Annotated in this window: 17 protein-coding genes and 2 tRNA genes; 10 read left to right on the top strand and 9 right to left on the bottom strand. The window is 54.7% G+C overall.

Annotated elements, in window-relative coordinates; translation table 11 throughout:
• Positions 1–16 precede the first annotated feature (16 nt).
• The 6 genes from B5D23_RS12755 to flgB all read right to left on the bottom strand — a co-directional run bounded on the left by B5D23_RS12755 (position 17) and on the right by flgB (position 4,714).
• Positions 17–751 carry a FliH/SctL family protein gene (locus tag B5D23_RS12755; RefSeq protein WP_159446002.1) on the bottom strand — a complete coding sequence of 245 codons (735 nt, stop codon included), beginning with the start codon at positions 749–751 and terminating at the stop codon, positions 17–19.
• Positions 744–1,742, bottom strand: coding sequence for a flagellar motor switch protein FliG (fliG, locus tag B5D23_RS12750; protein WP_078685833.1), 999 nt, complete (start codon positions 1,740–1,742; stop codon positions 744–746). Before fliG ends, B5D23_RS12755 begins: the two co-directional genes overlap by 8 nt.
• The gene (fliF, locus tag B5D23_RS12745; protein WP_078685832.1) at positions 1,742–3,358 is read right to left on the bottom strand and encodes a flagellar basal-body MS-ring/collar protein FliF; all 1,617 of its coding nucleotides are present in this window, start codon (positions 3,356–3,358) and stop codon (positions 1,742–1,744) included. Before fliF ends, fliG begins: the two co-directional genes overlap by 1 nt.
• 32 nt (positions 3,359–3,390) lie before the next feature.
• On the bottom strand, positions 3,391–3,672 hold the full coding sequence (gene fliE / locus B5D23_RS12740; RefSeq protein WP_078685943.1) for a flagellar hook-basal body complex protein FliE: 282 nt from the start codon (positions 3,670–3,672) through the stop codon (positions 3,391–3,393).
• Between the two features lie 187 nt (positions 3,673–3,859).
• Positions 3,860–4,297, bottom strand: a complete 438-nt coding sequence (gene flgC / locus B5D23_RS12735) for a flagellar basal body rod protein FlgC (protein ID WP_078685942.1) — start codon at positions 4,295–4,297, stop codon at positions 3,860–3,862.
• Between the two features lie 6 nt (positions 4,298–4,303).
• Positions 4,304–4,714, bottom strand: coding sequence for a flagellar basal body rod protein FlgB (gene flgB, locus B5D23_RS12730; protein WP_078685831.1), 411 nt, complete (start codon positions 4,712–4,714; stop codon positions 4,304–4,306).
• A 329-nt stretch (positions 4,715–5,043) separates the two neighbouring features.
• On the opposite strand from flgB, the gene B5D23_RS12725 reads away from it, so the two are divergent.
• From B5D23_RS12725 to asnB, 5 genes are all read left to right on the top strand, one after another.
• Positions 5,044–5,595, top strand: a complete 552-nt coding sequence (locus tag B5D23_RS12725; protein ID WP_078685941.1) for a tetratricopeptide repeat protein — start codon at positions 5,044–5,046, stop codon at positions 5,593–5,595.
• 222 nt (positions 5,596–5,817) lie between these two features.
• On the top strand, positions 5,818–6,417 hold the full coding sequence (locus tag B5D23_RS12720) for an IMP cyclohydrolase (RefSeq protein ID WP_078685830.1): 600 nt from the start codon (positions 5,818–5,820) through the stop codon (positions 6,415–6,417).
• A 249-nt stretch (positions 6,418–6,666) separates the two neighbouring features.
• Positions 6,667–8,328: a GTPase HflX gene (hflX, locus tag B5D23_RS12715; protein ID WP_234985098.1), complete on the top strand. Its 1,662-nt coding sequence runs from the start codon at positions 6,667–6,669 to the stop codon at positions 8,326–8,328.
• A 189-nt stretch (positions 8,329–8,517) separates the two neighbouring features.
• The gene (locus tag B5D23_RS12710) at positions 8,518–9,678 is read left to right on the top strand and encodes a glycosyltransferase family 2 protein (protein ID WP_159446001.1); all 1,161 of its coding nucleotides are present in this window, start codon (positions 8,518–8,520) and stop codon (positions 9,676–9,678) included.
• 1 nt (position 9,679) lies between these two features.
• Positions 9,680–11,587 (top strand): asparagine synthase (glutamine-hydrolyzing), encoded by a 1,908-nt coding sequence (asnB, locus tag B5D23_RS12705; RefSeq protein ID WP_078685828.1) that lies wholly within the window; start codon positions 9,680–9,682, stop codon positions 11,585–11,587.
• A 477-nt stretch (positions 11,588–12,064) separates the two neighbouring features.
• Here the strand turns inward: asnB and B5D23_RS12700 are convergent, their stop codons facing one another.
• Both B5D23_RS12700 and B5D23_RS12695 read right to left on the bottom strand, forming a co-directional pair.
• Positions 12,065–14,110, bottom strand: coding sequence for a ribonuclease catalytic domain-containing protein (locus tag B5D23_RS12700; protein WP_078685827.1), 2,046 nt, complete (start codon positions 14,108–14,110; stop codon positions 12,065–12,067).
• A gap of 164 nt (positions 14,111–14,274) precedes the next feature.
• Positions 14,275–15,549, bottom strand: a complete 1,275-nt coding sequence (locus B5D23_RS12695; protein WP_078685826.1) for an IMP cyclohydrolase — start codon at positions 15,547–15,549, stop codon at positions 14,275–14,277.
• A gap of 119 nt (positions 15,550–15,668) precedes the next feature.
• Here B5D23_RS12695 and B5D23_RS12690 point away from each other — a divergent pair, with 119 nt between their 5' ends.
• The gene (locus B5D23_RS12690) at positions 15,669–16,013 is read left to right on the top strand and encodes a hypothetical protein (protein WP_078685825.1); all 345 of its coding nucleotides are present in this window, start codon (positions 15,669–15,671) and stop codon (positions 16,011–16,013) included.
• On the opposite strand, the gene B5D23_RS12685 is transcribed toward B5D23_RS12690, so the two are convergent.
• Positions 15,948–17,204: an MltF family protein gene (locus tag B5D23_RS12685; RefSeq protein ID WP_284690182.1), complete on the bottom strand. Its 1,257-nt coding sequence runs from the start codon at positions 17,202–17,204 to the stop codon at positions 15,948–15,950. The two genes, B5D23_RS12690 and B5D23_RS12685, sit on opposite strands and share 66 nt — an antisense overlap.
• Before the next feature lie 313 nt (positions 17,205–17,517).
• Between B5D23_RS12685 and B5D23_RS12680 the strand changes: the two genes are divergently transcribed.
• The 4 genes from B5D23_RS12680 (at position 17,518) to B5D23_RS12660 (ending at position 20,650) form a co-directional block, all read left to right on the top strand.
• On the top strand, positions 17,518–18,798 hold the full coding sequence (locus tag B5D23_RS12680; RefSeq protein WP_078685823.1) for an adenylosuccinate synthase: 1,281 nt from the start codon (positions 17,518–17,520) through the stop codon (positions 18,796–18,798).
• A gap of 294 nt (positions 18,799–19,092) precedes the next feature.
• The gene (serS, locus tag B5D23_RS12670) at positions 19,093–20,373 is read left to right on the top strand and encodes a serine--tRNA ligase (protein WP_078685821.1); all 1,281 of its coding nucleotides are present in this window, start codon (positions 19,093–19,095) and stop codon (positions 20,371–20,373) included.
• A 123-nt stretch (positions 20,374–20,496) separates the two neighbouring features.
• Positions 20,497–20,572, top strand: a tRNA-Lys gene (locus B5D23_RS12665).
• A 2-nt stretch (positions 20,573–20,574) separates the two neighbouring features.
• Positions 20,575–20,650 (top strand) — tRNA-Glu (locus B5D23_RS12660).
• Positions 20,651–20,860: the final 210 nt, after the last annotated feature.

Below are 20,860 nucleotides of genomic sequence, written 5' to 3'. Positions count from 1 at the left end.
CCCTGCACATTCAGCGTCACGCCTCATCTCCCGTGCCAGCATCAAGCTGGTCCAACAGAGGTTCAATGATGCTCAGGCGTCCGGCAATGCTGTTATCTGCAACACCTTCCTGACTTTCGAGCACCATCCCGCCAGCCTCAAGCGTCTGGTCCAGTTTCAGGCTCCAGCGCTCAAGGTCAGGGTGATTTTCACGGGCACGCTCCATCAGCGCGGTCATCATCTCTTCGTCTTCGGGACGAATGCGGACCACCAGACGGCGCGTCGAATCAATGGCATCCAGCGCCTGCTCCAAAAGTCCATCCATGACCTGCTCACGCTGGGCATCAAGCTCAACAGTCAGCATCTTGTCGATGACCAGCCGGGCAAGCTGCGCCAAATCCTTTCTCTGCTGCTCAAAAAGCTGCTTCTTGCCCTCTTCAACAGACTGGAGAGCACGGGCCAGTGTTTCCGCACTCTGGTCCACAGCGGCATCCAGCTGGGCCTGACAATCATTCAGTCCCTGCTGCACGCCCTCTTCATAGGCTTTGCCCCGAATGCTTTCGGCTTCGTGCATGGCCTTGGTGACCAGAGTCTTGGCATGCTTTGTTGCCTTGTGCTGCACGCGCTCAAGGTATTCACGCTCCATGCCCGGGGTCCAGCCCGTCTCGGTTGCGCCACGCAGCTTTTCAAGGTCTTCTTCGGACAGGCCATTGCCGTTGATACCAACGATAATGCGCCCGCCCCGAGCCTTTTTTTCTGTGCTGCTAGACAAAGACATCTCCGCCTCCGCGGCCAATCATGACGCGTCCTTCGCCTTCCAGACGGCGAACCACCTTGACGATGTTCTGCTGCGAACCTTCCACCTCGGAAAGGCGAACCGGTCCCATGATTTCGAGATCTTCGCGAATCATGGTTGCAGCACGCTCCGAGAGGTTGCCAAAGAACTTTTCCTTGAGGTCTTCGCTGGCACCCTTGAGTGCCTTGGTCAGATCGTCGTTGGACACTTCCTTGAGCAGTTCGCGAATCGAACGGTCGTCCAGAGCCTTGATGTCCTCGAAAACGAACATAAGGTTTCTGATGTCCTCGGCCATCTGCGAAGATTCTTCCTCGATTTCCGAAAGCACTTCTTCTTCGGTCGCGCGGTCCACGGCATTGAGGATTTCGGCAACAGACTGAACGCCACCGACCTTCTTGCCTTCCTTGCCGCCCATGGCAATGAGCTGGCTCTGGAGAACCTTGTCCACTTCGAGAAGCATGTCTTCGGCCACAGCTTCGAGCCGGGCCAGTCGCATAAGCACTTCCGGACGCACGCCAGCGGGCAGGGACTGCAACAGTTCTGCGGCCTGATCCGGGTGCAGGTGCCCAAGAATGAGCGCCAAAGTCTGCGGATGCTCGTTGCGAAGAATCTGGGACAGGATTCTGGGGCTGACGTTTTCCAGTTCGCGGAACGGTGTCGGGCCAGAATCCAGATCGAGAGCGTCCAAAACATACTTGGCGGTCTCGGCATCCAGATTGTTGCTGATGAGCTTTTTCACGGTGTCTGGGCCACCCATGAGCATCTCGGAATTCAGGATAAGCTGGTGGTGATATTCCCGCAGGACCTCTTCGACCTGATCTTTGGGAATAGTCTCCATCTCAACCATCGCCTTGGAGATGCGGGCAATGTCGGCCCGGTCCAGACGCTGAAACACGTCAGACGTAAATTTCTCGCCAAGAGCAAGCATCAGAATTGCTGTTTTTTGTGTACCAGTCAGGACAGCCATTATGCTGTTGCCTCCTCTTTAAGCCAGGTATTGATAATCGCCATTGCACAATCCATGTTCTGCTCCGAAAGCTGGAGCGAATGTGCACGAATATCATCAATTTTTCGAATGGCTTCAAGGTCCTGATCCTCATTTTCTTCCTCTGCTTCGAGCAGCGCGATACGGGCATCACCTTCCGGGAGGCCAGCCACGCCCTCAACACCTTCGACCTCGGTCTTGGGTCGAATGAGCGCCATCACAACAGGACGGACAACAAGGACGAGGAAGAGGAAAATCAGGAGACCATTGAGGAACGGCTTTCCGAGACGCTGCACGTATTCCATGATGATCTGCGAGAGGTTAGGCTTGATCTCCTGCTCTGGACCACCAAAGGACATGCAGGTCACCTGAAGGCTGTCACCCCGAATGTCATCAATACCAACAGCATTGGAAACCAGTGCCCGAACGCGTTCCAGCTCTGCGGCATTCTTGGCCACAAAGGTGAACTCACCGGTTGGCTCGCCCTGAGCGTCCATCACCTGCGTGTAATCACCATCAACGATGACAGCCACGGTCAGACGGTCAAGTTCGCCCACAGGAGCAATGATTTCCTGCTCAATCTTGTTGATTTCATAGTTCGTGGTTCTGGTCTCGCGGGTGGCGTTCTGCTTGGAAATCGCATCACCGGGACCATCGCCACGGAAATTCGGTTCACCGCTGCCAGACTGGAGATTTGCATCACCCTGCTGGCTTTCTTCACTGCGCTGCTCGCTTCGAACAACGGCGCTGGAGGGGTCAAACTCCTGCTTGTGAATGGTCTTGCGGCTAAAGTCGAGGTCAGCGTTGACCTTGGCAATCACGCGGCCCGGACCATACAGCGGCATCAGCATCTGCTCGATGCGGGACTCAAGAGCATGTTCAATATTTCGACGCTGCTCCTGCTGCGTTGATGCCTGCGCATCATTTTCTGCCGGGATGTAGACCAGATTGCCCTTGGTATCTGCAACAGTGATGTGATTGGGGTCCAGACCTTCAACAGCCATGGAGACCAGATTCACGATGCCAGACATTTCTTCTGGCTTGAGCTTTTCGCCCTGTCGCAGTTTCAGAACCACAGAAGCCGTTGGGGAGGCTTTTTCTTCCACAAACAGACTTTTGTGCGGCAGGACGAGGTGGACTCGTGCGCGCTCAACCTGCGGGAATTCACTGATGGTTCTGGCCAGCTCACCCTGAAGGGCGCGCTGATAATTGATGCGCTGTACAAAGTCAGTCTGGCCGACCTTCACGTCATCAAAAATTTCAAAGCCAATGCCCTGACCATGCACCTTGCCTTCTCCGGCAACCTTGAGGCGCAGGTCATAGACCTTGTCAGCAGGAACCTTAATGGTTCCGCCATTGTCCGAAAGCTCGTACTTCACGCCTTCTTTCTGGAGCATCGTGACGACGGTGGAGGCGTCTTCAGGATACAGGCGGGAATACAGCACCCGGTAATCTGGCTTGTTCAGCCAGAAAATAAGCATAAAAAATGTGACAACAACTGTTGCAGCGAGTCCGGCAATCAGCACTCGCTGGGACATGGTCGTCTTGCCCCAGTAGGACTGAAGTTTGTCAAACGTCTGATTCAGAAAGGGAGGCATGGTAAGGCTCCGTAAGAGTTATCAGGTCAGGACTAGAACTGCATCTGGGCCAGTTCACGATACGCCTGCATCACTTTATTGCGCACCGCAGATGTCATACGCATGGCGAGACCAGCTTTCTGGAGGCTAATCATCAGCTCATGCACGTTCTGGGTACGGCCGGATGCAAACTCTTCAATCATCATGTTTTTCTCTGTCTGAAGGTCATTCACCTTTTTCAGAGAATCCGTCACGGTTTCCGAAAGTGGCTTTTCCACTTTCATGTACTGGGCGGCAATTTCCTGTGCTCTGGAGGCGCTAATGGGATCATCCATACGCTGCCTGCGGATTTCACTATCAACAGCCTGAGCAAAATCACTTTTGCCCGGCTTTTCGATCTTTTTCAGGGACTGAGTCTTGCTGAATCCACCGCTGGTACCATCAGCAAGGGCAGAACGATATGCACTCAGTGCGACGTTACGAATATTGACCATTTCTCTTCACTCCTTGGTGCTCTACCGATTATTTCCCGATATCCAGAGCACGGGTAAACATGCCCTTGATGTTTTCCACGGATGCGACTTCCGCTTCATAGGACCGGGTGGAGGTCAGCATCTGCGTCATCTCTTCCACCACGTTGATGTCTGGATAATTCACATAGCCCTGCTCATCTGCATCTGGGTGTCCCGGCTCCAGAACCCGCTTGAACGGGCGGCTGTCTTCGGCAATGCCCAAAACCCGGCTTCCTTTCAGCTCGCGGGACAGGCTGTCCTGCATCACAGCAGAAAATGGTGAATCAACATCAGTCGCAGCGCGAACAACGGTCTTGCGGCGGTAGGCTCCGCCCTCTGGCGTGCGAGTCGTCTTGGCATTTGCAAGGTTCATCGACACAACGTTCAGGTTTGTCCGCTCAGTAGACATGCCAGAAGCAGCAATATCGAGCGCAGTCATGAAATCCATCATGGCTTAGCGGCCTCCCTCGGTAATAACCGAATCAATCCCGTCAAAATTCTTTTTGATGACGGTGGTCAATGCGTTGTACATCAGGGTATTTTTCGCCATTGCGGACATTTCCTTGTCGAGGTCCACATTGTCCTCGCCGGGAATCGTCCGCGGCTTAATGTTCTCTGTCAGGCGCGGGCCAAAACCAGTCGCGTCAAAATCATGCGACATGCTCTGGCCTTCGGTCTTGCTCAGTTTGCCACGCGTTTCGAGATCCAAAGCGGTCTGGAGATCTTTTTCAAATTCCAGACGACGGGGTCGATAGTTCGGTGTCGAAATGTTGGCGAGATTGCTCATGACGACATTTTGACGCATGAGACGGAGATTGAGCACCTTCTCAGTAAGGTGAATCTGAGGTTCAAAAAGGCTTTTCATTCCGTATTCCTCCTGCATTTTCCGCCACAAATGCTGTGGCATTTCCCCACTCGCCCCGCATCCCCAGAGCGGGAAAACACAAAGAGAAAAGCAACCCTTGTGCCACAAACGATAACTGCTTGTTTTCTTTTGTTTATTTTTCCATTGCCGCCCACACCCCCAGCCGCCTCTGTCAAAAGGATATCTTTTTGCGCCAGTGCTCTTGGCACCTGATTTGCAATTTCCTCGCAGCAAGGCGGAACTTTCCGCCCCCAAAACACAGGCACAAAAAAAAGAGGCTCCGGGACCGAAGCCTCAAACTCTTCAAAATTCCCTCGGAGGGAAAACTCATGAGCAGTCAGATTGATTACGAAATCAACAAAGAACTTGGCGAATGCTACCTGCAGATGGGCGACCTTGATAAGGCTCGCGAATACTACGGCAAGGCCATTGATGACAGCCATGCAGCTCCATACATGGGCCTGGCAACCATTGCGTTCCAGCAGGCTGACCTGGACACAGCTCTGGAAATGTACAGCCATGCAGCAGCCATCGACAAAGGCGACAAACCCATTGCAGGCATGGGACTTGTTGAAGTGCAGCAGGGCAAGAATGCCGAAGCATTTGCCCACTTTTCTGCTGCGCTGGAGCTGAACCCGCACAACATCATTGCCGCGCTTATGATCGTCAAGCTGGGCCATGCCCTTGACCGCGTTGCAGAGGTTGTTCCCTTCCTCGAAAATTTCCTGAGCGTCGAGCCTAACAACGAAGACGTTCGCTACTCTCTGGCTGGCTGCCTGAGCTGCCTTGAGCGTCAGAATGATGCCAAGGCCCAGCTGGAAACCCTGCTCGCAGCCAATCCTGAGCACACTGCAGCTCAGGAGCTGCTCGCTCAGCTCTAGGGCACATGCTTGCAGCGCTCTGAGGGACCGCAAAACACGCTGGTCCTCAGAAAATACAGACTGCTTCTGTATTGAGACTGCCCTCCAAAAGGCTCGGAACGGTCACCGTATCGTCTCCGGGCCTTTTTTGTGGGACCACAAAGTCCAACAGCTTGCCCTTTGCGCGCTTTTCTGGCACTCCGCAAACGTACCCAAACACAAGATCCTAGGAGCAAGGATACAATGGAACACGTACGTATTCGCCGCGCTATTCTGAGCGTGACTGACAAAAGCGGGCTGGTCGAATTTGCCCGTTTTCTGGCAGACAATGACGTTGAGCTGTTTTCCACGGGCGGAACCCGTCGGATGCTTTTGGAAGCTGGTCTGGACGTCAAGTCCGTGAGCGATGTGACTGGTTTTCCTGAAATCATGAACGGCCGGGTCAAGACCCTGCACCCGCACATTCATGCAGGCATTCTGGCCGACAAAGACAACAAAGAGCACATGCAGACCCTCAAGGATCTGGACCTTGCGCCCTTTGATCTGGTCTGCGTCAATCTCTACAACTTTGCTGACGCCGCAGCCAAAGAGCTGGACCTCAAGTCTGCCATTGAGCAGATCGACATTGGTGGTCCCTGCATGCTGCGCGCGAGCGCCAAAAATTTCCACTCCGTTCTGGTCGTGCCCGGTACTGCGCACTACGAGCGCATCACCAAAGAGCTTGCTGCAAACGACATGCAGGCTCCCCTTGCCCTGCGCAAGGACATGGCAGCCGCAACCTTCCGTCAGACAAACCAGTATGACGGCATGATTGCTGACTACCTCGAAAAGCACGACGCATAACGCGTTTTGGTCTGTGACTGCATTTGATGGCGGCACCTTCGGGTGCCGTTTTTTTTGTACCAAAGGCCGGGCCTGCATATTGCCACCCCGCTATGGAGAGCCTATACATACAAAACATTCCAGACACACCGTACCAGAAGGAGAACTCCCATCGCTTCGAAAGTTCAGGGTAATACGCAAGGGCTGAAACCCAGTCAGCTCAAGGCAATAGGACGTCTTTATCAGCGCCGCTACCCCAACGAGGGCGGCATGACCAGCGATCAGGCCCGAGAGATTGCCATTCTCTCGCAGGGCATAGGCCGACAGATCGCCCTGCTCATCGACAGGCAGGGGCGGCCATACATGGTGCTCATTGGTGACCCCGGTGGTATTTACATCCCGGATATTTCCTCTGCCCGCCGTAGCACAGGCCGTCTTCGCGGCCTCCGTCTTTTGCACACCCATCTTTCAAAAGAAGGTCTCTCTCAGGAAGACTTGATGGACCTTGTTTTCCTGCGTCTGGATGCCATGACCGTGCTGACGGTTGACCGCATGGGCGGCCCTGTGGACATCTACGAAGCAACGCTTCTGCCCCCAAACGCCGAGAACACGCCGTACCGCATCACCGGTCCCGTGCCCTATCACAGCGTAGAGACGGACTACCGCGCACAGGTCGAGGCCATCGAGGACGAGCTTGCACGCTCCGGTGCCCAGCTCAGCAAAGATGCGACGTCCTCAGGCCAGCGCGACACTGCCATTCTGGTCAGCGTTTCCACTGACCCGCAGTACCGCCAAAAAATTTCCCTTGAAGAGCTGGCAGACCTTGCCGACACCGCAGGTGTCGACTCTGGCGGCACCATGATTCAGCGCGTACGCGCCCTGAACCCCAAGACCATTCTGGGCAAAGGCAAACTCGCCGAGCTGGAAGTCATGGCACTTCAGGCTAATGCTGGCGTCATTCTCTTTGACCAGGAACTCACCCCAGCCCAGATGCGCAACCTTGCCGACGTGACCGAACGCAAGATTCTGGACCGTACCCAGCTCATTCTGGACATCTTTGCCCAGCACGCCACGTCCCGCTCTGGCAAGCTTCAGGTTGAACTTGCCCAGCTCCAGTACACCCTGCCGCGTCTGGTCGGCAAAAATCAGGCCCTCGACAGGCTCATGGGTGGCATTGGTGGCCGTGGTCCCGGTGAAACCAAGCTGGAACTGGACCGCCGCCGTGTTCGTGACCGCATCACCCGCATCAAGAAAGAACTCGGAAAGCTCCGCAAACGTCGCAAGGCAACCCGCCTGCGCCGTGCCAAGGCGGGCCTGCCAGTCGTTGCGCTTGTGGGCTACACAAACGCGGGCAAATCCACGCTGCTCAATACCCTGACCCAGAGTGAAGTGCTCGCCGAAAACAAGCTCTTTGCCACGCTGGACCCCACAACCCGCCGTCTGCGCTTCCCTCAGGAACAGGAAATCATCCTCACCGACACGGTTGGATTCATTCGCAAGCTCCCGGACGAACTCAAAGAAGCCTTCCGCGCCACCCTTGAGGAACTCGAAGCCGCAGACCTGCTGCTCCATGTCACAGACGCCGGGCACCCAGAGCTTGAAGTGCATGCTGGAGCCGTTGAGGAAATCCTTCGCGAAATGTCCCTTAACGAGATTCCCCGTATTCTCGTTCTCAACAAATGGGACAGTCTCGACGCCGAGGGCCGCAGCATGGTCAAAAATATTTTCCCCGGCGGCATTCCTGCCTCAGCCATCGATCGCAGCACCCTGCGTCCTCTGGTCTCGGCCACCCTCGCCAAAGCCTTCCCAGGCTGGCACGAAGAGCCAACCGCAGACCTTGACCCGCAGGCCATTGAAGAAGAATTCTTTACTGTGGACGAGGAATTCCCGGACGATATTTTTGATGACGAAGACGAGAGCAGCACAACCTGATTCTTTTTCTTTTTTCATACAAAAAGCCCCCGCGCGACGAAAAGCCGGGGGCTTTTCTTTTTTCTCATTTTGTCGTGGCACAAAACGCAGGCAATGATTGAGAGAAACGCCTCAAGATGCTACTTTTCCACCAAAGTCTCGTGGCAGAGTCCCGGTTGCTCACATCCCAGACAAAGGCGGAAACAGGCAATGCACACCCACAGTTCAAACAGCTCTCATCTGAACGTCTCTTTTTCATCAGAGCACAGCGGAAATTTTACCGCGGCGCACAACGACGACCCCAGTCAGGTTTCCTACTCTCCGGCCTACCCGCCCCACAGCGCAGGCGAAGGCTCACACTGCACCATCGAACCAATGCGCATGGTCAACGATTATGGTGAAAGCACCATTCCGCCCGCCACTCGCGATCTGTCCATTGTCATTCCCGTCTGCAACGAAGAAGCAAATCTGATTCCCCTCTACACCGAGCTTCGCGAGGTTTTGGACTCGCTTCACAGGAATACGGAAATTCTTTTCATCAACGACGGGAGCACGGACAACTCGCTCACCATTCTTGAGGAGCTGGCCTGTCATGACACTGAGGTCAAAGTCATTGATTTTCGACGCAACTACGGCCAGACCGCCGCGCTCTCTGCCGGGTTTGCCAGCTCGCAGGGTCGTATTGTCATCACTCTTGATGCGGACGGCCAGAACGACCCGCACGACATCCCCCGTCTGCTCGAAAAAATGGCCGAGGGCTATGACCTCGTGAATGGCTGGCGCAAGGATCGCAAGGACCGTCTCTTTTCCCGTCGCCTCCCATCCATCATTGCCAACCGCATCATCAACAGGCTCATTGAAGGCACCGGGGTCCAGCTCAAGGATTTTGGCTGCACTCTCAAGGCCTACAAGCGCGGTATCGTCAAAAATATTTCCATTTATGGGGAGATGCATCGCTTCATTCCGGTTTTTGCGGCATGGCTTGGAGTCAACATTGCCGAAATCCCGGTCAATCATCGTCCCCGCAAGCACGGCAGCACCAAATACAGTCTGTCCCGCGTTCCCCGCGTTATCTTTGACCTCATCGTGGTCCGTTTCTTTGCCGACGGCATGAGTCGCCCCATTCAGTTTTTTGGGAAAATTGCCCGGCGCATCACCGAACTTGGATTTTCAGGAATCTTTGCACTCTGGCTCATCAAGCATTACGCTCACCGAAACATCTCTGCGGAAACTCTGCTCATTCTCACCGCTCTCGTGTGCATCACGGCACTTCAGGTCACGCTCATGGGACTCACCGGAGAACTTCTCCTTCATTCACGAATGTCTGGGAAAAAAGAGCAGTATGTTGTCCGCCAAATAATTGGAGGATAGCATGTGTGGTATTGCTGGCTGCGTGCAGCACTCGGGTATTCCCAATGAACTTGCCCTGCGGAACATGGTCCACAAGCTCGCTCATCGCGGACCAGATGCCCACGGCCTGAAACTCTTCCCAGCCTCAGACTCCGCCCCCGCCGTTGCCCTTGGGCATCGACGCCTCTCCATTGTCGACCTCTCCAGCCGTGGCGCTCAGCCCATGTGCAATGAAACAGGGCGCATCTGGCTCACCACCAACGGTGAAATCTACAACTATCGCGAGCTGCGCTACAAGCTTGAGCAGCTCGGCCATGAATTTCATTCAGACTCTGATTCCGAAGTCATTCTTCACGCCTACGAAGAATGGGGCCGCGACTGTGTGAACCGTTTCAAGGGCATGTTTGCCTTTGCCATCTGGAATCAGGACACAAACCAGCTTTTCATCGCCCGCGACCGCTGGGGAAAAAAGCCCCTGCATTATTATTTGCACAACGGTCTCTTTCTCTTCGCTTCGGAGCTTGGAGCGCTCCTTGAGCACCCCGCCATCTCTCGCGAACTCGAACCAGAAGCCCTCTCCCGTTATCTCCTGCACGAATATGTGCCGTCCCCCTTTTCGCTCATCAGGCATGCCGCCAAGCTGCCCCCCGGTCACACCCTGATTTACCAGCACAAGCATCTCGACATTCGCCCCTACTGGGAAATTCCCATTCCCCGCAAGCGAACTCACGCCATTGAACTGACCGAGGCGCAGTCTCATCTCACCCGCACCTTTCGTTCCGCCATTCAGCGGCGGCTCATGGGTGACGTCCCGGTCGGCGTCTTTCTCTCCGGCGGTCTCGACTCCAGCGCCATAACAGCCCATCTTGCGGACATAATCGACCCCTCAGAAATTCACACCTTCTCCATCGGCTTCGAAGAACCAGAGTTTGACGAGTCCAGCAACGCCCGGCTTGTGGCCCAGCATCTCGGTACGCAGCATCACGAGGCCCGGTTCAGTGCGCAGAGTATGCTCGACATTTTACCGCAAGCTCTCGACTGTCTCTCCGAGCCTCTCGCCGACCCCAGCTTTTTCCCGAGCTATCTTCTCTCTGCCTTTGCCCGGCAGGACATCACTGTCGCTCTTGGCGGAGACGGCGGAGACGAACTGTTTTACGGCTACGACCCCTTTCTCGCCCTCGGCCCCGCAAAGCTTGCCGGTCTCATTCCCTCGCCCCTTCTCCGCGCGATGCACAAAGCCTCTTTTCACCTTCGCGCCGCGCCCTCTCGACCCATGTCGTTCCCCTTCCGGCTTCAGCACTTTCTCAAGGGCCTGACCTACAAAGGCGCCGCACGGCAGCAGGCCTGGCTCGCGGCCTTTACCCCTCTCGTTCAGAAAAAGCTTCTTCACCCCGATCTCCTTCATGAACTCAAGGGCTTTGACCCGCTTCGCTATGTTGACCTCGTCTGCTCCTCTCGCCATTTCAGCAGCGAGTATGAGCTGGCCGCCTATTTTTATCTCCGCTTTTACATGGTCGGTCACATCCTGCAGAAGGTCGACCTCGCTTCTATGGCTCACGGCCTTGAAGTTCGCTGCCCCTTTCTCGACCACTATTTTTCCGCCCGCGTCTGCAGTCTGCCCCCCTCTTTCAAATTGCGCCGAGGCGTCAGGAAGTATCTCCTGCGACGAATGCTCGCTGGAAAAGTCCCTGCACAAATTCTCGACCAGCCCAAAAAAGGCTTCGGAATCCCCCTCGCTCAGTGGCTCAGAGGCCCCCTCAAACCACTCCTTCTCGACACCCTCTCAGAGCAGCAGCTCAGAAGCGACGGAATATTCAACTACAGCACCGTCCAGTCCCTCATCTCGCAGCACCTCTCCGCGCAGCGCGACAACAGGAAAGAACTCTGGACACTCCTCTGTTTTCAGCTCTGGAAGAATAAATATTTGTAGTTACGAGACTCCGTCTCGTGCTCTGCAAGGGGCGCTGGGTGGGCGGGGACTCTGTCCCCGCACCTCTGCAAGGGGCGCCGCCCCTTGACCCCGCCCCAGGACGAGGCCCTTGGGAATCCCGCTATCGCCCAAAATGAAAGGGCCGGATGTGTGAAAGCCGTTGGCTTTCCCTTACATCCGGCCCTTTCATTTTGGCCTAATTAACTGGGCGTGTGTTCTTTTTCTTTGCGCCTCAACCCTTTCTTTCTGAACGCTCGCGTTCAGAAAGAAAATGGTGACAACGTACGGGAAAGAGAAAGAGGCTCTCGACGCTAGCCCCAACAAGTTTAAAAGCCGTGCAAGCGAAGCTTGAACGGCTTTTAAACTCGATGAGGATACGTAAGGGAATCATTCCCTTACGCGGGGGTTTGGGGGCTGGCCCCCAATCTCTTCCCCTCCCGCCCATCCAGCGCTGACGCGCTGGGGCAGACTCCCAATCTACTCTTCTAATGCCTCGACAATGCGGATTTCATTAAGAAGGGGATTGATTTTGTTGAGCCGGATAGCGAAATGCTGACCGGGGTAGATTTTTTCACCAAAGAGTCGCTGCGGTGCGCGTAAATAGAGCTGTTCCTGAGGCAACGCCACAGTAACGAGCGGCCCGTCGTCGACGACGACACTGGAAAAGAATTCGTGCTTCCGCTGACTAAAATAAACGAGCTTCCAGTACCGCGGCCGATAGCGCTGAAGCCGCCCAACGGCTTCGACGCGCGCGACAATGAGAGGCACCATGCGGAGAAGACGCTCGGCGTCAATGTCGGGGGCATCGTTCCGCAAATAGGTTGTCACCTGCGACATGTTGAGCAGGTCGACATAGCGGCGCAAGGGCGAGGTAATGGGACTGTAGGCAGTGACGGCGAGCGTTGCATGCCGCTTTGGCTCAACCTCAAGACATGTTGGTGCCATGTGCCGCACCACGCGATAGGTTTCCTCGGGAGCCTCCCAAATGCCGACGGCGTCACCGGGGAAGGTGACATCCTGCGTGCGATATAAGAGAGGGATGCTGCGCTCGTTAGCCCAGTGCCCAAGGGCGGAGTTCGCTAAAATCATGAATTCACTCACAAGGAGCTGAGCCTTGGGAGTTTCGGCGTGATGCACAATGGAAACGCGCGTGTCGTCGCCTTCGCCTTCGAGAACAATCTTGGGATCAGGCCGCTGCAAAATAACGGCACCAGCGGCAATGCGCTGATCGCGAAGGGCCTTGCCAAGCTCGGCAGCGAGAACGAAATGCTTCGCGGCAGTACCATCCTCAAGAGCGGCTTCGACAGTTTCATACGTCGTGTTGGAGGCAAGACGCACCCATGCGTGACGAGGGGTCATGCTCATCACTTCGCCAGTGGGCTTAATGAGAAAATCTGCAATAAGTGCGGGACGGGCTTCACCCTCTAAAAGGCTGTATAGGCCAAGCCCGAGAGTTTCCGGAAGCATGTGGCTGGTGCCTTCGGGCAAATAGAGACTGCTGGCGCGGTCACGAATTGCGCGGTCAAAACGGGACTCGAATTCCCAGTTCAGACAGGGGCAGGCAAGGGCCACCTGAAGCCGAAGCGTGCCGTCTTCGAGCTGAGTGATATAAAATGCGTCATCAATATCGCGGGTCGATGCGGAGTCAATGCTGACAAAGGGTGTCGCTTCTGGCTCGCGCTCTTCCTGCGCAAATTTTTCTTTCAGGTCGGCGATGTCCTCTGCATACTCAGCGCCCCACTCGTCGCCCCAGTCGTAGCCTTCCTGCAAAAGCTGAACGTTGTAATGGGCGGGAACAATGCCCCATGTCTGGGCAAGAAGGAGTGCAAGGTGCGGAGTGTCTGGCAGGCCTTTTTTCAGGGAATTCCAGATGCTGAAATCTGGATCGCTGGAGTTCTCAACCATGCCGGCAAAGAGCACGTCACGAAGCTTCTGCACCATCTCCTCCTCGCACTTGGGCGCAGGCAGAGACTTGGTGCGGGCATTCCACAGGGCCTGAAAAAACTTCTGACCAACTGCGGCAATCTTCTCCCGTTCCTCACGAATGGCCTGTTCCCGAAGCCGTTTTTCCACGACTTCCTCAGGGAAGACCTCAAAGTCTGGTGAAGTAAATTTAAAGTGGCTCTTGTGCTCCAGCAAAACGCGGCCCATTGCAGCGATCTGGTCAATGTCCGGCTCATTCCATAACAGCCCGGCAAACCATTCACTTGATGCTCTTTCCACTTCTCCCTGAGAAAAATTCCAAATTTCAGCAGGGTCGATTTCAGAAATGAGCTGAACGCGGCGTTCTTCATGGCTGCGCAAGCGCTCCATGATTTCCTCGCGGTTCAAATCAGCAGAAGCAGCAGGTCCAGACCACGGCAAAAGGCGAGCAGCCGGAAGTTTCATTTCGCGCCGATTAATGGTCAGAACGCGAAACCTGTTATTCTGCTCTTCGAGCACCCAAGCCAAAAGCGGCTTGTTGCTGTGCATAAGCTCAACAATGCACCCAATAGAGGGGCACCGAACAATGGGAGAAGTCATAAGTTCCTTTTACCTTCAGGGCTGCATAACCGGAAGACCTTTGCTGCCACGGTGAGGCTCAGTCCAGTATGCAGCGCCACACCGCAGGATGCGGCACAATTATAACGCAGGCGCAACACCAAGAAAAAAGGGGCGCATACCCTGCGGCAGCGCCCCTAACTCACTTAGTGCTTGAAGGACCGCTGGCCTGTAAAGACCATTGCGACCTGAGGCGATGCCTCGTTCACGGCGGTGATGACTTCCCAGTCGCGGATGGAACCGCCGGGCTGGGCAATAGCGGTCACGCCTTCGGCCATGACCACGTCGACACCATCGCGGAAGGGGAAGAAGCCGTCGGAAACAAGGACAGAGCCTTTGAGTCCAGCCTTTGCTTCTTTGGTGCGGGCTTCAATGTCTGCAAGAGTTTTAGCAGCAGCTTCGTCAGTTTTTGCTTTCAGCTTCAGCTCGTAGAGAGAGCAGCCATTTTCATCAAAACAGAGCAGGTCAGCATACTTGGTGTATGCCTTGTGAATCGTCAGTTCGGCACAGCCAACACGGTCCTGTTCGCCAGTACCGATAGCAGTTGTGACGCCGTCCTTAACGAAGATCACGGAGTTGGAGGTCACGCCAGCTTCGACACCCCAGGCAAAAAGCAGGTCTTCTGCTTCTGCACTGGTGGGCTTGCGGGCAATAAAGTGATTACCGTCCTTTTCTGCCTCAGCGGGAATAAAGTCTTCTACGCTCAGGATGCGGTTCCGGAAAGACAGCTGGGCAACAATGCCACCGTCCGTCAGGGATTTCAGATCGAGGAACGGAGTACCAACGAGCTTTTCCAACTCGGAGAGACCGGGAATTTCAAGAATACGGAGATTCTTTCGTCCCTTCAAAATTTCGAGAGCACGACCTTCATACGAAGGAGCGGCCACGACCTCAAAGTAGGCGGAGTTGATGATTTCTGCCGTTTTTTCGTCCAGAGGACGGTTCACCACGACGGCTCCACCAAAGGCGGCGATACGGTCCGAGCGGAATGCACGCTCAAGGGCGACTGCGACGCCTTCGTCAGTCCATGCGGCACCACAAGGGTTGTTGTGCTTGAGGATAACCGCAGCGGGCTTGGCAGTGAGGTACTGCAAAATATTCATGGCGTTATCAACGTCGGTCATGTTGATTTTGCCGGGGTGCTTGCCTGCCTGGAGCATGTGCTCTTCTGTCAGCGCAGAGACAAGGCCCTCGCCTGCGGCCCGAAAGGCAACGCCTTCGAGTTCGAGGCTTCCGTCAGCAAGCTCAAAGAGAGCAGCAGGCTGATCGGGGTTTTCACCGTACCGAAGTCCTTTTTCTTCCCCTTCGATCTCCCAGGTGCGCTTGCGGAAGGTCAGTTTCTGATCCCCGAGGGTGAGGGTCATCTCGTTCGGGAAGGGATCATGGGTCAGGGTTCGATACATTTTTTTCAGATCGCTCATGGCTGAAATCCTCAGATTTACGTGGTGAAAAAGTGCTGTTACCATACCGCCGCGCAGGGGGCAATTTAGAGAAATCCCCTTGCGACAGTTACATTAAAACACACAATCTGGAGAACAACGTGGACAAGGCGCTCAGCAAAATGGCTCGTCAGCTTCTCGCCTACGATGAAGCCTCATTGACTTCACTTTGGGACAAGTATGCAAAAAAGGTGGAAGCGTATGAACCTACTCAGCAGTGGGAAGAAGCCGTTATCATCCTGAGCATGATTCAGGCTGTGCGGTTCAAGAACCAGCTTTTCAACTTCCACTGGAAAGAGATGTCCACCCCGGATAATGATGCTCCGGCCCCAAAAACAGAGGAGCTGGACAATCCGTTTGCGCGCAGAGCAAGCACGCCCTCAGAGCAGCGAGGGTCCAACGAGCATTGCAAGCTGTTGCGCTTCCGGCCGCGAAAGAACGACTAAACCGTTCAGCACGTAGTAAAAATATCGAATTTTTTCTACGTAATGAACAACCTCGAAGCCTCGAGTATAGCCATACTTTGAATTCCGGTAGTACTTTGCATACGAGAGCTTTGGGAACACATCCTTAAGCTCGCGCCACGTCCTGCCCGAACCACCCTGGGCTTTGGCAAGGGTCATGGCATCCAGCACATGACCCCGCCCCCTGTTATAGGCAGCAAGGGCAAAAAACCACTGGTCAGCAGGGGTGAGACCTGTTCCTTCAAACCGTTCAAATAAACTCGCCAAATACGCTGCACCACCTTCAATGCTATCAAACGGATTATTGCGGTTGACTCCAAGCTCCTTTGCGGTGCGAATAGTCAGCTGCATCAGTCCGCGTACGCCGGTTTTACTTTTGGCGCGCGAATTGAAGTGCGATTCTTGATAAATGACAGCAACGAGCAAAAGCGGATCAATGCCGTATTTACTTGCCGACAAAAGAATCTGCTCCTCATAGGTGGGGAGCTTTCTTTTGAGCGTGCGCATAAAATGCCGCATCTCATACGGATCTGTTCGCTCTGGCAAAAAGCCAAAGTAGCGGTCATAAATGTCTTTGTACGCTGGGCTGTCCAGAGTTCTGGCCCAAAAATCGACCAGCGCACGCGACAGTTCTTTGGAGCGTTCACTCCAGAACCACCGATACTCAACCGAGCCGCTGAGTCGCGATTCTGTGGTGAGCTGCGAGTAAAAAGGTTGAAGCAAGCGGTATCGCCCACTGTCTACCAAAGCGGTAGACAGACCATCTTTGCTCAAAGAATCGAGCACGGAGCGAAGTGAAACGTCTTCTGGCACCACGGGTGTGGGAGCGCAGCCAGAATCGTTGGCAGGCAGGGAAAGAGAATCAAGGTCGGCGTTGGACGCCACAATAACCTTTCCACAATCCCCTGTCGAAGGAGAACTGCCCTTGGCCCGCACCAGAAGCGGGTCAAACCGGGCATACGCAGGACCAACAACAAGAGAAACATCCATGTTCTTGGGCGGCTGTGCGCCAAGGCCAATGATCAGGTCCGCTTTTCCATTACGAACCATCTCCCAGGCCTCGTCCCAGGAATCCGCTTTTTCCCATTCCCAGCGCATTCCATTTTCTTGACAAAATCTATTTAAAAGTTCTTGCTCAAAGCCAGGGCCGTATGGCGAGAGGCTTCCTTCCATCCATTGTGAAGAAGGGGCAACAACCCGGAGGAGCGGTGAGACCGCAGCATGGCGCAGCTTCCAGGTTAAAGCAACCTGGACTGCCAAAATCAGAAAAATGACGCCTAAAACGTATTTTCCTGACCGCGCAGATTTTTTTCCGGGTATTGTCATAGCCTCCATCCTCCAGAACGAACAAGCAAAAAACCTGCCTGCATTCTTAATGCAGTGTGTTGACTTTGTCGAAAGCGTTTTTTAGGTAGGAATGCCTTTTGCCGTCAAATCGGCAATAAAAGCGCGCGGAAAGTTGCGCTTCTTACAGAAGGAGAGAGAAATGTCAAATGTCGTTGTAATGGGCGCCCAGTGGGGAGACGAGGGGAAGGGAAAAATCGTCGACCTGCTCACAGAAAGTGCAGATCTTATTGTACGTTTCCAGGGCGGAAACAACGCCGGACACACCCTTGTTGTGAATGGAGAACAGCACATTCTCCATCTTATCCCCTCCGGCATACTGCATCAGGAAAAGACCTGTGTCATCGGAAATGGCGTGGTCCTCGACCCCGTTGTTTTCCTTGAAGAAGTCGATAAGCTTAACGAGAAAGGCATCAATGTGGAGCCTGCTCGCCTCATGGTGAGCAAAAAGACCCACATCATCATGCCCTACCATAAACTTCTCGACGGTGCGCGCGAGTCTGCAAAGTCCGCTGAAAACAAAATCGGTACGACCGGTCGTGGCATTGGCCCCTGCTATGAGGACAAAGTCGCACGTATCGGCATCCGTGCCGCGGATTTCTGCGATCTCGACCTGTTTAAGGCCAAAATCACTCGCGCCCTCGTTGAAAAGAATGCTCTTTTCACCACGCTGTACGGCACCGAGGCCCTCGACCCCGAAAAGGTCTTCGAGGAAATGAAGCCTGTTGCCGAACGCATGATTGCGTACGTTAAGGATACCTGTGGTATCGTTGGCGACGCTATGGACGAAGGCAAAGGCGTTCTGTTTGAAGGCGCTCAGGGTACTCACCTGGATATCGACCACGGTACCTACCCCTTTGTGACCTCTTCCAACACTGTGTCTGGTAACGCTGCTGCTGGCTGTGGCTGCGCTCCCAGCCGCCTGAACCGCGTTCAGGCTGTTATGAAGGCATACACCACCCGCGTTGGTGCTGGTCCCTTCCCAACACAGCTCGAAGATGAAGCAGGAAAGCACCTCCAGAACGTTGGCGCAGAATTCGGCGCAACCACAGGCCGTCCCCGCCGCTGCGGCTGGCTCGACCTCGTTGTCATGCGCGAATCCGTCCGCCTCAATGGTCCTACTGGCATCGCTGTGACCAAGCTCGACGTCCTCGGTGGACTCGACGAGATCAAACTCTGCGTTGCCTACAAGTACAAAGGCGAAGAATACACCTACCCGCCGCAGGATGAAAATTGCCTCGCATACGTCGAGCCAGTTTATGAAAGCCTGCCCGGCTGGAAGGAAGATATCTCTTCCGCCAAGACTTGGGACGAACTTCCGGAAAATGCTCGCGCTTATGTCCAGCGTGTCGAAGAAGTGCTTGGCGTCAGCGCCAACATCGTTTCTGTCGGCCCCGGACGCGAGCAGACCATAATCAGATAAACGTCTCCTGTTCGTCGCGACTTTCCAACGCCCCGTGAAACACGGGGCGTTTTTCTATAATCTGTTTCCCGCAGATTTCCATATTTTCGACTTCTCTCTCCTTCCCAGCGCGCCCTGCACCAAGTTCATCCCACCCCGAACCTTGCAGGACGCGCTGGGAACAGCTATATCTTGCAAGCGCGGCACGGTTACTCGACCTGTCGCCTTTATTCATTTTTTTCCTGCACCCAAAACACGGTATGCATGGGGACCCGCGCCCTTGGCCCGCCCCCTCCAAAGCCGGAGAAGCTACACATGCTCGACATTAAATTTATTCGCAAAAACATCGACAGCGTCAAAGAAGCTCTCAAAAACCGCAACGCTAAAGTCGACGTTGATGCCTTTGTTCAGCTCGATGAAAAACGCCGTGAACTCCTCGCCGAAGCAGAGTCCCTCAAGGCGGAACGAAATGCGACCTCAAAGCTCGTTGGCCAGCTTAAAAAGAATGGCGAAGATGCCAGCGAACAGATGGCGCGCATGAGCACTGTTAACGAACGCATCAAAGCCCTCGACAGTGAACTCAAGGACATCGACGAGCAGTCCCGCCAGTGGCTTCTTTCCGTGCCGAACATGCCGCACGAATCCACCCCCATCGGTAACGATGAGACCGCTAACCCGCAGGTCGCTCTCTGGGGCGAAAAGCCCGTTATGGACTTTGAACCCAAAGAACACTGGGAACTCGGTACCAAACTCGGTGGACTCGACTTTGAGCGCTCCGCAAAGCTCGCAGGCTCCCGCTTTGTCGTCTATCGAGGCTGGGCCGCTCGCCTCGAACGCGCACTCGCCCAGTTCATGCTCGACGTGCAGACCATGGAAAACGGCTACGAAGAGTGCATCACTCCCTACATGGTGAACCGCGCGACCATGACCGGTACCGGCCAGCTCCCCAAGTTTGAGGAAGACCTCTTCAAGCTCGAAAACTGGGACTACTTCATGATCCCTACCGCAGAAGTGCCGCTGACCAACCTCTACTCTGGCGAAATCCTCCCCGAAGACCAGATGCCCATGCGATTCACCGCATTCACCCCCTGCTTCCGCAGTGAGGCTGGCTCTTACGGCAAGGACACCAAAGGACTCATCCGGCAGCACCAGTTCCACAAAGTCGAAATGGTCCGCATCGAAAAGCCCGAGGACTCCTACGACGCTCTCGAAGAAATGCGCGGCCACGCCGAAAGCATCCTTCAGAAACTCGGCCTGCACTATCGCGTCGTCTCTCTCTGCACCGGCGACATCGGCTTCTCCGCAACCAAGACCTACGACCTCGAAGTCTGGCTGCCCGGTCAGAACGCCTACCGCGAAATTTCTTCCTGCTCCAACTGCGAAGACTTTCAGGCTCGCCGCATGAACATGCGTTTCCGCAGAAATGGCGCTAAAAAGCCCGAATTTCCTCATACCCTCAATGGCTCAGGACTCGCCGTCGGCCGTACGTTTGTCGCCGTCGTCGAGAACTATCAGCAGCCCGATGGCTCCATCGTCATCCCTGAAATTTTGAAACCTTACATGGGAGGGGTTGAAATTATTCGCCCGTTGAGCTAAAAGCTCCCCTGCACGACGTAAACACGCCGCGCACACCATGAGGAAAAACCTCGTAATGTGAATTTTTTTTGAAAATTCCTTGACAGGTTCAGCAGTAGATTTTATACACTGCAACCTCAACGGGGGCCGTTAACTCAGCAGGTAGAGTATCTGCCTTTTAAGCAGAGAGTCACTGGTTCGAGCCCAGTACGGCCCACCATTGTCCCCATCGTCTAGTGGCCTAGGACGACGGCCTCTCACGCCGTTAACGGGGGTTCAAATCCCCCTGGGGACGCCACCTAGATAAATCAAGCTCCATACTTCGGTATGGAGCTTTTTTTTGACCTAGTGACCAGCACTAGTGCGTTAGCGCTGGATGGAATGGGTTGGAATATTGGGGGCCAGCCCCCAACCCCCCGCGTAAGGGAATGATTCCCTTACGTATCCTCAGCGAGTTTGAATTCCCTCCACGCTTCGCGTGAATGAAATTCAAACTTGTTGGGCATAA

The organism is Desulfobaculum bizertense DSM 18034 (assembly GCF_900167065.1).
GTDB classification, from domain to species: domain Bacteria; phylum Desulfobacterota; class Desulfovibrionia; order Desulfovibrionales; family Desulfovibrionaceae; genus Desulfobaculum; species Desulfobaculum bizertense.
Note: the sequence above shows the minus strand (reverse complement) of the source record. Positions and strands in the feature narration are given on the sequence as shown.